This is a genomic window from Pseudomonas sp. PSPC3-2 (assembly GCF_049897085.1).
Lineage (GTDB): Bacteria > Pseudomonadota > Gammaproteobacteria > Pseudomonadales > Pseudomonadaceae > Aquipseudomonas > Aquipseudomonas paraveronii.
In genome coordinates, this window is sequence record NZ_JAFCVO010000001.1 from 355,447 (window position 1) to 369,638 (window position 14,192).

At 62.1% G+C, this 14,192-nt stretch carries 12 protein-coding genes; all 12 read left to right on the forward strand.

All coding sequences use genetic code 11. The features are described from left to right. The first annotated feature begins 136 nt into the window (after positions 1–136). The 12 genes from ACP7CJ_RS01600 to ACP7CJ_RS01655 all read left to right on the forward strand — a co-directional run bounded on the left by ACP7CJ_RS01600 (position 137) and on the right by ACP7CJ_RS01655 (position 14,158). The gene (locus tag ACP7CJ_RS01600) at positions 137–1,759 is read left to right on the forward strand and encodes a methyl-accepting chemotaxis protein (protein ID WP_276196810.1); all 1,623 of its coding nucleotides are present in this window, start codon (positions 137–139) and stop codon (positions 1,757–1,759) included. Next, positions 1,759–2,271, forward strand: coding sequence for a chemotaxis protein CheW (locus tag ACP7CJ_RS01605; RefSeq protein ID WP_276196811.1), 513 nt, complete (start codon positions 1,759–1,761; stop codon positions 2,269–2,271). The genes ACP7CJ_RS01600 and ACP7CJ_RS01605 overlap by 1 nt, the downstream gene beginning before the upstream one ends. Then, the gene (locus tag ACP7CJ_RS01610) at positions 2,268–3,527 is read left to right on the forward strand and encodes a CheR family methyltransferase (protein ID WP_426099582.1); all 1,260 of its coding nucleotides are present in this window, start codon (positions 2,268–2,270) and stop codon (positions 3,525–3,527) included. Before ACP7CJ_RS01605 ends, ACP7CJ_RS01610 begins: the two co-directional genes overlap by 4 nt. After that, positions 3,520–4,221: a chemotaxis protein CheW gene (locus tag ACP7CJ_RS01615; RefSeq protein ID WP_276196813.1), complete on the forward strand. Its 702-nt coding sequence runs from the start codon at positions 3,520–3,522 to the stop codon at positions 4,219–4,221. Before ACP7CJ_RS01610 ends, ACP7CJ_RS01615 begins: the two co-directional genes overlap by 8 nt. After that, the gene (locus ACP7CJ_RS01620; protein ID WP_276196814.1) at positions 4,218–6,503 is read left to right on the forward strand and encodes a hybrid sensor histidine kinase/response regulator; all 2,286 of its coding nucleotides are present in this window, start codon (positions 4,218–4,220) and stop codon (positions 6,501–6,503) included. Before ACP7CJ_RS01615 ends, ACP7CJ_RS01620 begins: the two co-directional genes overlap by 4 nt. Further along, the gene (locus ACP7CJ_RS01625; RefSeq protein WP_426099581.1) at positions 6,500–7,510 is read left to right on the forward strand and encodes a chemotaxis response regulator protein-glutamate methylesterase; all 1,011 of its coding nucleotides are present in this window, start codon (positions 6,500–6,502) and stop codon (positions 7,508–7,510) included. Before ACP7CJ_RS01620 ends, ACP7CJ_RS01625 begins: the two co-directional genes overlap by 4 nt. A 51-nt stretch (positions 7,511–7,561) precedes the next feature. Continuing rightward, entirely contained in the window at positions 7,562–8,563 is a 1,002-nt protein-coding gene (locus ACP7CJ_RS01630) for a response regulator (RefSeq protein WP_247402806.1), read from the forward strand. A gap of 240 nt (positions 8,564–8,803) precedes the next feature. Beyond that, positions 8,804–9,899, forward strand: a protein-coding gene (gene prfB / locus ACP7CJ_RS01635; protein ID WP_247402803.1) for a peptide chain release factor 2 whose coding sequence is annotated in 2 segments (ribosomal slippage) — positions 8,804–8,875 and positions 8,877–9,899 — 1,095 coding nt in all. Because the reading frame shifts where the segments join, the coding sequence is not laid out codon by codon here. A 70-nt stretch (positions 9,900–9,969) separates the two neighbouring features. After that, complete coding sequence (gene lysS / locus ACP7CJ_RS01640; protein WP_247402801.1) at positions 9,970–11,472, forward strand: lysine--tRNA ligase; 1,503 nt, start codon at positions 9,970–9,972, stop codon at positions 11,470–11,472. 106 nt (positions 11,473–11,578) lie between these two features. Beyond that, the gene (locus tag ACP7CJ_RS01645) at positions 11,579–12,295 is read left to right on the forward strand and encodes a TetR/AcrR family transcriptional regulator (protein ID WP_276196816.1); all 717 of its coding nucleotides are present in this window, start codon (positions 11,579–11,581) and stop codon (positions 12,293–12,295) included. Between the two features lie 15 nt (positions 12,296–12,310). Further along, the gene (locus ACP7CJ_RS01650) at positions 12,311–12,859 is read left to right on the forward strand and encodes a hypothetical protein (protein WP_276196817.1); all 549 of its coding nucleotides are present in this window, start codon (positions 12,311–12,313) and stop codon (positions 12,857–12,859) included. Between the two features lie 21 nt (positions 12,860–12,880). Next, positions 12,881–14,158, forward strand: coding sequence for a flavohemoglobin expression-modulating QEGLA motif protein (locus ACP7CJ_RS01655; RefSeq protein ID WP_276196818.1), 1,278 nt, complete (start codon positions 12,881–12,883; stop codon positions 14,156–14,158). Positions 14,159–14,192 lie beyond the last annotated feature (34 nt).

Consider the following 14,192-nt stretch of genomic DNA (forward strand, 5'->3'; position numbering starts at 1 on the left):
TCTGATGTAGGGTGGTTCTTTAATCCCTAGAGGCTGTTTTTGCATTCTATGTACGCCACATCGAAACCCATTGATAAATGAGGGCTTCTGCTCAGCTATACTCCCCCTCATTTGAATGGCCCCTCGAGGAAACACTGTGAAGAATTGGACCTTGCGCCAGCGGATTATGGCGAGCTTTGCGGTCATTATCGCGATCATGCTGCTGATGGTTGTGGTGTCCTACTCACGGTTGCTGAAGATCGAAGCCAGCCAGGAATCGGTCCGTGACGATGCGGTGCCGGGGGTTTACCTCAGTTCGATGATCCGCAGCGCATGGGTCGACAGCTATTTGCTGACCATCGATATCATTGGTCTGCGCGCAGATAAAACCCTTACCAGTGCCGATAAGACCGACTTCAAGTCCTTCGAAGCGCGTATTGAACAGCAGATGGCCAACTACGAAAAAACCGTCAACAGCCAGGCTGATCGCATGGAGTTCGATAACTTCAAGGCGGCGCATATCAACTACAACAAGGCCCTCGTCGAGGTGCTGGCGCGCATCGAAGCCAATGACCTGCCGGGTGCGAACGTCTTGCTCGAAGAGCAATTGACGCCGATCTGGATCGAAGGGCGCATGAAGCTCAATGACATCATCACCGAAAACAAGGGAGTGTCTGACCTCGCCACGGCGGCCATCGACGAGTCGGTGCTGTCGGCCAAGATCAGCATGGCGGTGTCGCTGATCATCGCCATCTTCGCCGCCGGCCTGTGCGGCCTGCTGTTGATGCGCACAATCATCGCGCCGATGAAGCGCATCGTCGAGATCCTCGACACCATGCGTACCGGTGACCTGAGCAAGCGCTTGAACCTTGCGCGCAAGGACGAATTCGGCGCTGTCGAAACCGGCTTCAACGACATGATGACCGAACTGACGGCCCTGGTGTCCCAGGCCCAGCGTTCGTCTGTGCAGGTCACGACCTCGGTCACCGAGATTGCCGCCACTTCTAAGCAACAACAGGCCACGGCCACGGAAACCGCCGCAACTACCACCGAGATCGGCGCCACTTCGCGGGAGATCGCTGCCACTTCCAAAGATTTGGTCCGTACCATGACCGAAGTCTCCACCGCCGCTGACCAGGCCTCGGTCGCCGCCGGTTCCGGCCAGCAAGGCTTGGCACGCATGGAAGAAACCATGCACTCGGTGATGGGCGCTGCCGAATTGGTCAACGCCAAGCTGGCGATCCTTAACGAGAAGGCCGGCAACATCAACCAGGTGGTGGTCACCATCGTCAAGGTCGCCGACCAGACCAACCTGTTGTCCCTCAACGCCGCCATCGAGGCCGAGAAAGCCGGTGAGTACGGCCGCGGCTTTGCCGTGGTGGCCACCGAAGTGCGCCGCCTGGCCGACCAGACCGCCGTCGCCACCTACGACATCGAGCAGATGGTGCGCGAGATCCAGTCGGCGGTGTCTGCCGGGGTGATGGGCATGGACAAGTTCTCCGAAGAAGTGCGCCGGGGCATGTTCGAAGTGCAGCAAGTGGGCGAGCAACTGTCGCAGATCATCCATCAGGTCCAGGCCCTGGCGCCGCGGGTGTTGATGGTCAACGAAGGCATGCAGGCCCAGGCCACCGGTGCCGAGCAGATCAACCACGCGCTGGTGCAATTGGGCGATGCCAGCAGTCAGACGGTCGAGTCCTTGCGCCAGGCCAGCTTTGCCATTGATGAACTGAGCCAGGTTGCGGTCGGTCTGCGCGGCGGCGTGTCGCGCTTCAAAGTCTGATGAGCGACCTCGCGGCTAAACACGGCGCCGTCCCGGCAGCGAAAAAGGCGTTGTTCCTGGTGTTCCACATCGGCGACCAACGTTATGCCCTCAAGGCCACGGAAGTGGCCGAGGTACTGCCGCGCCTGCCGCTCAAACCCCTCGCCCATGCACCGCTGTGGGTGGCGGGCATCTTTGCCCATCGCGGCGCGATGGTGCCGGTTATCGACCTCAGTGCCTTGACCTTCGGCAAGCCGGCCCAGGCGCGGACCAGTACGCGGCTGGTGTTGGTCAACTACAAACCTGAGCCCTGGCTCGAGGCGCGTTGGCTGGGGCTGATTCTGGAGCAGGCCACCGAAACCCTGCGTTGCGACCCGGCGCAATTCAAGCCATACGGTCTGGACAATCCCCAGACGCCCTACCTGGGGCCGGTGCGCGAAGATGCCTTGGGTTTGATGCAATGGATCGGCGTCGCGGATCTGCTCACCAACGAAGTGCGCGCCTTGCTGTTTTCTGCCGAGCCGAGCCTATGAGCAACGACCCGCGCTTCTTTGCCTTCTTGAAAGAACGCATCGGCCTGGATGTGGCCTCGGTGGGCGAAGCCATCATCGAACGCGCCGTGCGCCAGCGCAGTCACGCCGTAGAGGCCCAGACGGCGGATGAGTACTGGCACCATCTGCAGCGCTCCCACGACGAACAGCAAGCGCTGATCGAAGCGGTGATCGTGCCCGAGACCTGGTTTTTTCGTTACCCCGAATCCTTCGCGACCCTGGCCCGCCTGGCCAAGGCGCGTCTGGCCGAGATCAACCAGTTGCGCGCGCTGCGCATTCTCAGCCTGCCCTGTTCCACCGGCGAAGAACCCTATTCGATCGCCATGGCCTTGCTCGATGCTGGCCTGGCGCCGCACCAGTTCAAGGTGCAGGGCATGGACGTCAGCCCGTTGTCGGTGGAGCGTGCCCTGCGTGGCGTGTATGGCCGCAACTCGTTTCGCGGCGGCGACCTTGAGTTTCGCGACCGCCACTTCACCGAGCAGGTCGATGGCTATCGCATCGACGACCGGGTGCGCGAACAGGTGCGCCTGCAAGTCGGCAACCTGCTCGACCCAGGGTTGCTCGCCAATGAGCCGAGCTACGATTTTGTGTTTTGCCGCAACCTGCTGATCTATTTCGACCAGCCGACACAAAAACAAGTGTTCGACGTGCTCAAGAACCTGACTCACGTGGACGGCGTGCTATTTATCGGCCCGGCCGAAGGCAGCCTGTTGGGGCGGCATGGCATGCGCTCGATCGGCGTGCCGCAGTCGTTTGCATTCAGCCGACACACCGAGCCGGTCAAGCCTGAGCCGGTCTTTGTGCCGATGCCCGTGCCCCCGCCTCGGCACAGCGTCGCACCGATCCCGCCCAAGCCGCGCCCGTTCAGTACGCTCAGCGCGCAGGTGGTGCCGATCAGCGCGCCGCCGTCGGATGCTAGCGACCTGCTCAGCCAGATCGCGATCCTGGCCAACGAAGGCAAAAGCGCCGAAGCCCGTGCCGCCTGCGAACGCTATTTAAGCCAACATCCGCCGGCCGCCCAGGTGTTTTACTGGTTGGGGCTGCTCAGCGATGTGGCCGGCAGCGCCCTGGACGCCCAGGGGTTTTACCGAAAAGCCTTGTACCTGGAACCGCAGCACCCGCAGGCCCTGATGCAACTGGCCGGGCTGCTCGAAGCCCAGGGCGACACTGCGGGGGCGCGCCGTTTGCAGGCGCGAGCCGCGCGTAGCGAGCTGACAGTGAGCAAAAACCATGAGTAGCCCCAACGCGCTCGACACTGCAGGCCTGGACCTGACGATAGCCGACGCCCAGGCCATCGACGATTGCTGGAACCGTATCGGTATTCACGGTGATAAGTCCTGCCCGTTGCTGGCGGACCATATCCACTGCCGCAACTGCTCGGTGTACTCTGCCGCCGCCACCCGCTTGCTGGATCGCTATGCGTTGCAGCACGACGATCGGCGCCCGGTCGCCGCTGCCGAAGCGGGCGAAGACATCCTTACCCGTTCCCTACTGATATTCCGCCTCGGCGAAGAATGGCTGGGGATCGCCACCCGCTGCCTGGTGGAAGTGGCGCCGCTGCAACCGATTCATTCCCTGCCACACCAACGTTCCCGCGCATTGCTTGGCGTGGCGAACGTGCGCGGTGCGCTGGTGGCGTGCCTGTCGCTGGTGGAGCTGTTGGGCCTGGACACCACCGGCCACGGGCCCCCCGGCGGGCGTATCATGCCGCGCATGTTGATCATCGCCGCGCAGGACGGCCCGGTGGTGGTGCCGGTGGACGAAGTCGAAGGTATCCATGCCATCGACGAGCGGACGTTGACGGCGGCGTCAGCCTCCGGCACCCAGGCCAGCGGCCGCTTCACCCAGGGTGTGTTGCAGTGGAAGGGCCGCAGCCTGCGTTGGCTGGACGAGGCTCAGTTGCTGTCTGCCGTGACCCGGAGCCTCACATGACCCCCGACCAGATGCGCGATGCCTCGCTGCTGGAGTTGTTCAGCCTGGAAGCCGATGCCCAGACCCAGGTACTGAGCGCGGGCCTGCTAGCCCTGGAGCGTAACCCGACTCAGGCTGACCAGCTCGAAGCCTGCATGCGCGCTGCGCACTCGCTCAAAGGCGCGGCGCGGATTGTCGGGGTGGACGCCGGGGTTAGCGTGTCGCATGTCATGGAAGATTGCCTGGTCAGCGCCCAGGAAGGTCGCCTGTATCTGCAACCGGAGCATATCGACGCGTTGCTGCAAGGCACCGACCTGTTGATGCGCATCGCCACGCCTGGCAATACCGTGGGGCCGGCGGATGTTGAAGCGTATGTGGCATTGATGGAGCGCCTGCTCGACCCGTCGCAGCCAACCGCCAAGGTTGCGCCGCAGTCCGCGCCTGCCCCTACGCCTGCGCCCGCCCCGGTGATCGAAGCGCTGCCCGCCGAACCCGAGCCTGCGCCGCCCCTCGGTAGCGAGCCGCCGCGCCAGAACAAACGCATGACCGAAGGTGGCGAGCGCGTCCTGCGTGTGACCGCCGAGCGCTTGAACAGCCTGCTGGACCTGTCGAGCAAATCCCTGGTGGAAACCCAGCGGCTCAAGCCTTACCTGGCCAGCCTGCAACGCCTTAAACGTATCCAGGGCAACGGTGTGCGTGCGCTTGACCACCTCGACGGCCACCTCAAGACCGCCGGCTTGAGCCTGGAGGCCCAGGAGGCCTTGGCCGATGCCCGCCGCCTGCTGAGCGAAGCCCAGGCCCTGCTGGCGGAAAAAACCGTCGAGCTCGATGAGTTCGCCTGGCAGGCAGGTCAGCGCGCCCAGGTGCTTTACGACACCGCGCTGGCCTGCCGCATGCGCCCGTTTGCCGATGTGCTCGCCGGCCAGGCGCGCATGGTGCGCGACCTCGGCCGCAGCCTGGGCAAGCAGGTACGCCTGGAGATCGAGGGCGAAAAGACCCAGGTCGACCGCGACGTGCTGGAGAAACTCGAAGCGCCGCTCACCCACTTATTGCGCAATGCCGTCGACCACGGCATTGAAGCGCCCGAGCAGCGCCTGCTGGCGGGCAAACCGGCCGAAGGCTTGATCCGCCTGAGAGCCTCCCACCAGGCGGGTTTGCTGGTGCTGGAGCTGAGCGATGACGGTCACGGCGTCGACCTCGAACGCCTGCGTGGCACGATCGTTGATCGGCACCTGTCGACCCAGGAAACCGCTTTGCACCTCAGCGAGGAGGAGTTGCTGACGTTCCTGTTCCTGCCGGGCTTCAGCCTGCGCGACAAGGTCACCGAAGTGTCCGGGCGCGGCGTCGGCCTGGATGCGGTGCAGCATATGGTCCGCCAACTGCGCGGCGCGGTGGTGCTGGAGCAAGCGCCGGGGCAGGGCAGTCGCTTCCATTTGGAAGTGCCGTTGACCCTGTCGGTGGTGCGCAGCCTGGTGGTGGAAGTCGGCGAAGAAGCCTATGCCTTCCCGCTGGCGCATATCGAGCGGATGTGCGACCTGGCGCCCGACGACATTGTGCAGCTCGAAGGCCGCCAGCATTTCTGGCATGAAGGCAGGCATGTCGGCCTGGTCGCCGCCAGCCAGTTGTTGCAGCGCCCGCCGGGGCAAGGAAATGAAGAGACGTTGAAGGTGGTGGTGATCCGCGAACGCGATGCGGTGTATGGCATTGCCGTGGAGCGTTTTATCGGCGAGCGCACGCTGGTGGTGCTGCCGCTGGATGATCGGTTGGGCAAGGTCCAGGATATTTCCGCCGGCGCGCTGCTGGACGATGGCTCGGTGGTGTTGATCGTCGACGTCGAGGACATGCTGCGTTCGGTGGACAAACTGCTCAACACCGGTCGGCTGGAGCGTATAACCCGGCGCAGCCAGCAGGCCGTCGAAGCCCCGCGTAAACGGGTGCTGGTGGTGGATGACTCGCTCACCGTGCGTGAGTTGCAACGTAAATTGCTGCTTAATCGGGGTTATGAAGTGGCCGTCGCCGTCGATGGCATGGACGGCTGGAACGCCTTGCGCTCCGAAGACTTCGACCTGCTCATCACTGACATTGATATGCCTCGTATGGACGGGATCGAATTGGTCACACTCTTGCGCCGTGATACTCGCCTGCAATCGTTGCCGGTGATGGTGGTGTCCTACAAGGATCGCGAAGAAGACCGACGCCGTGGACTCGACGCCGGCGCCGACTACTATTTAGCCAAAGCCAGTTTTCACGATGACGCCCTGCTTGACGCCGTGGTGGAACTGATCGGAGACGCGCGGGCATGAGGATTGCGATCGTCAATGACATGCCCATGGCGGTGGAGGCGTTACGCCGCGCCGTGAGCTTTGAACCCGCGCACCAGGTGGTGTGGGTGGCCAGTAATGGCCTGGAAGCGGTGCAGCGCTGCGCCGAATTGACCCCGGACCTGATCCTGATGGACCTGATTATGCCGGTGATGGACGGCGTGGAAGCCACTCGGCAGATCATGGCCCAGACCCCGTGCGCGATTGTGATCGTCACCGTCGACCGCCAGGCCAATGTCAGCCGAGTGTTCGAAGCCATGGGGCACGGCGCTCTGGATGTGGTGGATACGCCGGCCCTGGGCGTCGGTAATCCCAAGGACGCCGCCGCGCCGTTGTTGCGCAAGATCCTCAATATTGGCTGGCTGATCGGCCAGCGCGGCAGCCGTGTGCGCGCCGAAACCGCGCCGCCGCGCAACACCGGCAAACGCCAGAGCCTGGTGGCGATCGGTTCTTCGGCCGGCGGTCCGGCGGCCCTGGAAATCCTGCTCAAGGGCTTGCCCCGGGACTTTCCCGCCGCCATTGTGCTGGTCCAACATGTGGACCAGGTGTTCGCCGCCGGCATGGCCGAGTGGCTGAGCAGCGCTTCCGGCCTGCCGGTGCGCCTGGCCCGCGAAGGTGAGCCACCACAAAGCGGGGTGGTGCTGCTGGCCGGTACCAATCATCACATCCGCCTGTTGAAAAATGGCACGCTAGCCTATACCGCCGAGCCGGTTAACGAGATTTACCGGCCGTCCATCGACGTATTTTTCGAAAGTGTGGCCAGCCACTGGAATGGTGATGCCGTCGGCGTACTGCTGACCGGCATGGGCCGCGACGGAGCCCAGGGGCTCAAATTAATGCGAGAACAAGGATATCTGACCATCGCCCAGGACCAGCAGAGTTCGGCGGTGTATGGCATGCCCAAAGCGGCGGCGGCGATTGATGCTGCTGTTGAAATTCGCCCACTGGACAGAATTGCGCCCCGGTTGCTGGAGGTATTTTCAAAATGATCGATACCCTCGGCGATGCTGGCTTGCAGGTGGTAATTCAGGTGACTGCACATGAGTGATTTACAGATCGACGGCATCAAGACCGACGAAAATGCCGCCATGGTGTTATTGGTGGACGACCAGGCCATGATCGGCGAAGCCGTGCGGCGCGGCCTGGCCCATGAAGAAAACATCGACTTCCACTTTTGCGCCGACCCGCACCAGGCCATCGCGCAGGCGATCCGCATTAAACCTACAGTGATCCTGCAGGACCTGGTGATGCCCGGCCTGGACGGCCTGACGCTGGTGCGCGAATACCGCAATCACCCGGCCACGCAGAACATCCCGATCATCGTGCTCTCCACCAAGGAGGACCCGCTGATCAAAAGCGCGGCGTTCTCGGCGGGGGCCAACGACTATCTGGTCAAGCTGCCGGACAACATCGAGCTGGTGGCGCGTATCCGCTATCACTCACGCTCCTACATGACCCTGTTGCAGCGTGATGCGGCCTATCGCGCGCTGCGCGTCAGCCAGCAGCAACTGTTGGACACCAATCTGGTGTTGCAACGCCTGATGAACTCCGACGGCCTCACCGGGCTGTCCAACCGCCGTCACTTCGACGAATACCTGGAGCTGGAATGGCGCCGGGCCATGCGTGACCAGGCCCAACTGTCGTTGCTGATGATCGACGTGGACTTCTTCAAGACCTACAACGATAGCTTCGGCCACGTCGAAGGCGATGAAGCCCTGCGCAAAGTCGCGGCCGCCATCCGCGAAGCCAGCAGCCGCCCTTCGGACCTGCCGGCGCGCTACGGCGGCGAAGAATTCGCCTTGGTACTGCCAAACACCTCGCCGGGCGGCGCGCGCCTGGTCGCCGAAAAACTGCGCATGGCCGTCGAAGCCCTGAAAATCCCGCACATCGCCCCGGCTGAGGGGGCGAGCCTGACCATCAGCATCGGCCTGTCGACCATGACGCCGGTGCAGGGCACCGATTGCCGGCAACTGATCATGGCGGCGGACAAGGGGTTGTATACGGCCAAGAACAATGGGCGCAATCAAGTGGGTATCGAGTAATTTGAGGCCCGTGCAGATCCAAATGTGGGAGGGGCGGTGCGACGACTCGACTTGCCCCCCGATGGCGGTGTGACAGTCACCTGGTGTAGGTGTGACACACTGCCATCGGGGGCACGCCCCCTCTCACAGTGGATATTCACTGTTCTTGAACCTGCCTTTTCGCCAAGCGGACTGCCGTTTGCGCCGGTTTGTCGTTATACTCGTCGGCTTTCAAAAGTTCGCCAACGAGTGCTGCCCGCCATGGAAATCAACCCGATCCTTAACACCATCAAGGACCTGTCCGAGCGCTCCGAAACTATTCGGGGGTATCTTTGACTACGATCAAAAGCATGAGCGTCTGACCGAAGTCAATCGCGAGCTTGAAGATCCGAGTGTCTGGAACAACCCTGAATACGCCCAGGAACTGGGCCGCGAGCGCGCGGCGCTGGCGCAGATCGTCGACACCCTTGACGAGTTGAACACCGGTCTGGCCGATTGCCGCGACCTGCTGGACATGGCTGTCGAAGAAAACGACGAAGGTGCAGTAGGCGATGTCGTCGCCGAGCTGGCCCGTCTCGAGGAAAACCTCGCCAAACTTGAATTCCGCCGCATGTTCAGCCACGAAATGGACCCGAACAACGCCTACCTGGACATCCAGGCCGGTTCCGGCGGCACCGAAGCACAGGACTGGGCCAACATCCTGCTGCGCATGTACCTGCGCTGGGCCGACAAACGCGGTTTCGACGCAACCATCATGGAACTGTCGGCCGGTGAAGTCGCCGGCATCAAAGGCGCGACCGTGCACATCAAGGGTGAATACGCCTTCGGCTGGCTGCGTACCGAGATCGGCGTGCATCGTCTGGTGCGCAAGAGCCCGTTCGACTCCGGCAACCGTCGCCACACCTCGTTCAGTGCGGTGTTCGTCTCGCCAGAGATCGACGACAAGGTCGAAATCGAGATCAACCCGTCCGACCTGCGGATCGACACCTATCGCTCCTCCGGTGCCGGTGGTCAGCACGTCAACACCACCGACTCGGCTGTACGTATTACCCACGTGCCGACCAACACCGTGGTCTGTTGCCAGAACGAGCGTTCCCAGCACGCGAACAAGGACACCGCCATGAAAATGCTGCGGGCCAGGTTGTACGAGCAGGAAATGCAGAAACGTAACGCCGCTTCCCAGGCGTTGGAAGACACCAAGTCGGATATCGGCTGGGGTCACCAGATCCGTTCTTATGTTCTGGATGCGTCGCGGATCAAGGATCTGCGTACTAACATCGAGCGCAGCGACTGCGACAAGGTGCTCGACGGCGATATCGACGAATACCTGGAAGCCAGCCTCAAATCGGGGCTGTAAACCGCCAGCCCGACCTCAAGTCCCCCGTCAGTGGCGGGGGCAACGAACCTGTGATGGAAAATTTAAAGACATGAGCGACCAACAACTCGACCCGCAAGCCCTGCAACAGGAAGAAAACTCCCTGATCGCCCTGCGCAAGGAAAAGCTTGCTGCCGAGCGCGCCAAGGGCAATGCCTTCCCCAACGACTTCCGCCGCGATGCCTACTGCGAAGACTTGCAGAAACAGTACGCGGACAAGACCAAGGAAGAGCTGGCAGAGGCTGCGATCCCGGTCAAGGTGGCGGGTCGCATCATGCTCAACCGTGGCTCGTTCATGGTGATCCAGGACATGTCCGGGCGCATCCAGGTCTACGTCAACCGCAAGACCCTGTCGGAAGAAACCCTGGCCGCCGTGAAAACCTGGGACCTGGGCGACATCATCGCCGCCGAAGGCACCCTGGCCCGTTCTGGCAAAGGCGACCTGTACGTTGAAATGACCAGCGTGCGCCTGCTGACCAAATCCCTGCGCCCGCTGCCGGACAAGCACCACGGCCTGTCCGACACCGAGCAGCGCTATCGCCAGCGCTACGTTGACCTGATCGTCAACGAAGACGTGCGCCACACCTTCCGCGTGCGTTCGCAAGTGATTGCCCACACCCGCGCCTTCCTGATGAAGCGCGACTTCCTGGAAGTGGAAACGCCGATGCTGCAGACCATCCCCGGTGGTGCCGCAGCCAAGCCGTTCGAAACCCACCACAACGCGCTGGACATGGGCATGTACCTGCGTATCGCGCCTGAGCTGTACCTCAAGCGCCTTGTTGTCGGCGGCTTTGAGAAAGTGTTCGAGATCAACCGCAACTTCCGTAACGAAGGCGTCTCGACCCGGCACAACCCAGAGTTCACCATGTTGGAGTTCTACCAGGCCTACGCCGACTACGAAGACAACATGGACCTCACCGAAGAACTGTTCCGCGAACTCGCGCAGCTTGTTCTGGGGACTACCGACGTGCCGTATGGCGACAAGGTGTTCCACTTCGGCGAGCCGTTCGTGCGTCTGTCGGTCTTCGACTCGATCCTCAAGTACAACCCTGAGCTGACCGCCGACGACCTGACCGACATCGACAAGGCTCGCGCCATCGCCAAGAAAGCCGGCGCCAAGGTGCTGGGCTTCGAAGGCCTGGGCAAGCTGCAGGTGATGATTTTCGAAGAGCTGGTGGAGCACAAGCTGGAACAGCCGCACTTCATTACCCAGTACCCGTTCGAAGTGTCGCCGCTGGCCCGTCGCAACGATGACAACCCGAACGTCACCGACCGTTTCGAACTGTTCATCGGCGGCCGCGAAATCGCCAACGCCTACTCCGAGCTGAACGACGCGGAAGACCAGGCCGAGCGCTTCATGGCCCAGGTGGCCGACAAAGACGCCGGCGACGACGAAGCCATGCACTACGACGCTGACTTCGTGCGCGCCCTGGAATACGGCATGCCGCCGACCGCAGGTGAAGGTATCGGCATCGACCGCCTGGTGATGTTGTTGACCAACTCGCCGTCGATTCGCGATGTGATCTTGTTCCCGCATATGCGGCCACAAGCGTAAGCGAAGCGAAATCCGAAGCCGCCTTTTATAAGGCGGCTTTTTTATGCGGCGTAAATAAGCGTCAAGCAAACAGCGCCAGGTTTTGATCTTTTCAAGGATGTGTGTCGTGAACCGCGTAATTGCTCAAGAAGGCGCCGCTGGCATTGCCGCTGCCGTGGTTGAAAGCGTCCAGTACCAGGGCCGTAAGGCCAGTCGTCGGGGCAGCGAGCAACGCAGGCAGGACATTCTCGATGCCGCCATGCGCATCGTGGTGCGTGACGGCGTGCGGGCCGTGCGCCACCGCGCAGTGGCGGCGGAGGCTGGGGTGCCCTTGTCGGCGACCACCTATTACTTCAAGGACATCGATGACCTGCTCACCGATACCTTCGCCCAATACGTCGAGCGCAGCGCCGCGTTCATGGGCAAGCTGTGGGTGCGTAACGAAGGCTTGCTGCGCGAGATGGTCGCGTATGGCGACGGCAGCCCGCGGTCGCGTTCGCAACTGGCCGATGACATTGCGCGGCTGACCGCCGATTACGTGCAGCGCCAATTGAGCAATCGTCGCGAGTACCTGATGGCCGAACAGGCCTTTCGCCAGGAAGCCTTGCTCAACCCGCGCCTGGCCGAGCTGGTGCGTTCCCACCAGCAGATCCTGCTGCAGGGCACCGGGCAGTTTTTCCAGGTATTGGGCTCGCGCGAGCCGCAACAGGATGCCAAAGTGTTGACGGCGATTATCGGTCGGATGGAATATCAGGGCCTGCTGGACGGCGCGGAGCCGCTGAGCGCTGACGAAATGCTTGAGATCCTCAAGCGTTACATGCATTTGGTGTTGGCCTCGGTCTGACACCGGGAGTGTCCAATGAAAGCCTGGCGTGTCGCGGTCATCGCCTTGTCGTTCCTTTTACTCAGCGGTTGCCTGGTGACCTTCAAGGAGCCGCTGCCGGCCAGTGAGGCGGCGCCTGCTGCGCTGTTGGGCCAATGGACGAGCAAGAATGCCTGGGGCGAGCCGCTCAACCTGCGGATCAGCCGCGTCGGCGAACACCGCTACAAAGCCGTGAGCTACCCTCAGGCCAAGCCTGGCCAGCGTGATGAGTACGTGTTCAGCGTCTCGCGCCATGGCAATCGCTGGTATCTGTCGGCGCCGTTGCCGGGCAAGTTCGGCGGGCATTACGTCCTGGCGGGGTTCGAGCTCGACGAAACGCACGAATTGGTGGTCTATAACCTCGACCTTGAGCAAATCCACCAGGCCATCGGGCAGCAGGCGTTGCACGGCAGCACCGTAGACACCGTGGAAGGTGCCGGCGTACTGGTCGACAGCCCCATGAACCAGGTGTTTGCCTACCTGGATGACCCGGCCAATGCCGATGTGTTCGTTGAAGCCGTGCGCTACCGGCGTGCGGACAAATAACGTTTAAAGAGGAAGTACCGGGTGGACGATTACCAGCAGACGATACGCAGCTTGTCCGATCGCATTGTGCTGGCGCAAACACCGATCCGCGTCCTCGATGCGGTGAAATGGGACGAGAACATTCGCCAGGGTTTCCTCAAGGGCAAGGGCAAGGTAATGCCGGCGGTGGACCGCGATTACTACCTGAACCGGCCACTGTCGTTCGATTCGAGCGCGGTAAAGCTGGAGTTTCAGAACATCGAGCGCGACATCACCCGCCGCCTCGGCCAGTTCAGTCCCGTGGGCCAGATCATGCGCCGCATGTGCCGGGAGTACCGCATGGTGGTGCGCATGCTCGAAGCACGTGGTACCGAGGATTTCGGCCTGATTTCCCAGGAGCTGTACGGCGCCGCCTCCGATGCCTTCCACGCTGGCGATCCGACCCTGGCGGACCTCGGCCTGATGCTGTCCGACTACTTGAACAATATCGACGGCCGTGGCGACCTGAAGGACGAGGCCAAGACCCTCACCGCCAAGGACGCGGTCAGCCTGCTGCAAACCCGCCTGAACAAGGTGTTTGGCGAGGCCGAGGAAACCATCCGCGTGTTCGAGTCCGACGGGATCGTCGCCGACGCGGCGGCGGGTGCCGACTACATCAAGATCCGCGCCGATGCGATGTTCAACGACCGCGACGTGCGCGCCCTCGAAGTGCATGAAGGCCTGGTGCATGTGGGCACCACCCTCAACGGCCAGAACCAGCCGATCTGCACCTTCCTGTCCAAGGGCCCGCCATCGTCCACCGTGACCCAGGAAGGCCTGGCGATCCTGATGGAAATCATCACCTTTGCCTCCTACCCGAGTCGCTTGCGCAAGCTGACCAACCGCACCCGCGCGATCCACATGGTGGAAGAGGGCGCCGACTTCCTGCAGGTGTTCGACTTCTTCCGTGAACAAGGCTTTGAAATGGCCGAAAGCTACGGTAACGCCAGCCGGGTGTTTCGCGGCTCGGTGCCGAATGGTCTGCCGTTTACCAAGGATTTGTCCTACCTCAAGGGCTTTATCATGGTCTACAACTACATCCAGCTGGCCGTGCGCAAAGGCAAGCTGGAACAAGTGCCGTTGCTGTTCTGCGGCAAGACCACCCTGGAAGACATGCGCACCCTGCGTCAGTTGGTCGACGAAGGCCTGGTGGTGCCGCCCAAGTACCTTCCGGAGCAGTTCCGGGACATGAACGCACTGGCGGCGTGGATGTGCTTCTCCAACTTCCTCAACCATTTGAGCCTGGATCGGATCGAGGCGGATTACTCCAACATCCTGTAAAGGCTGAACTGACCCAACCGGTTCAACAAGGTAG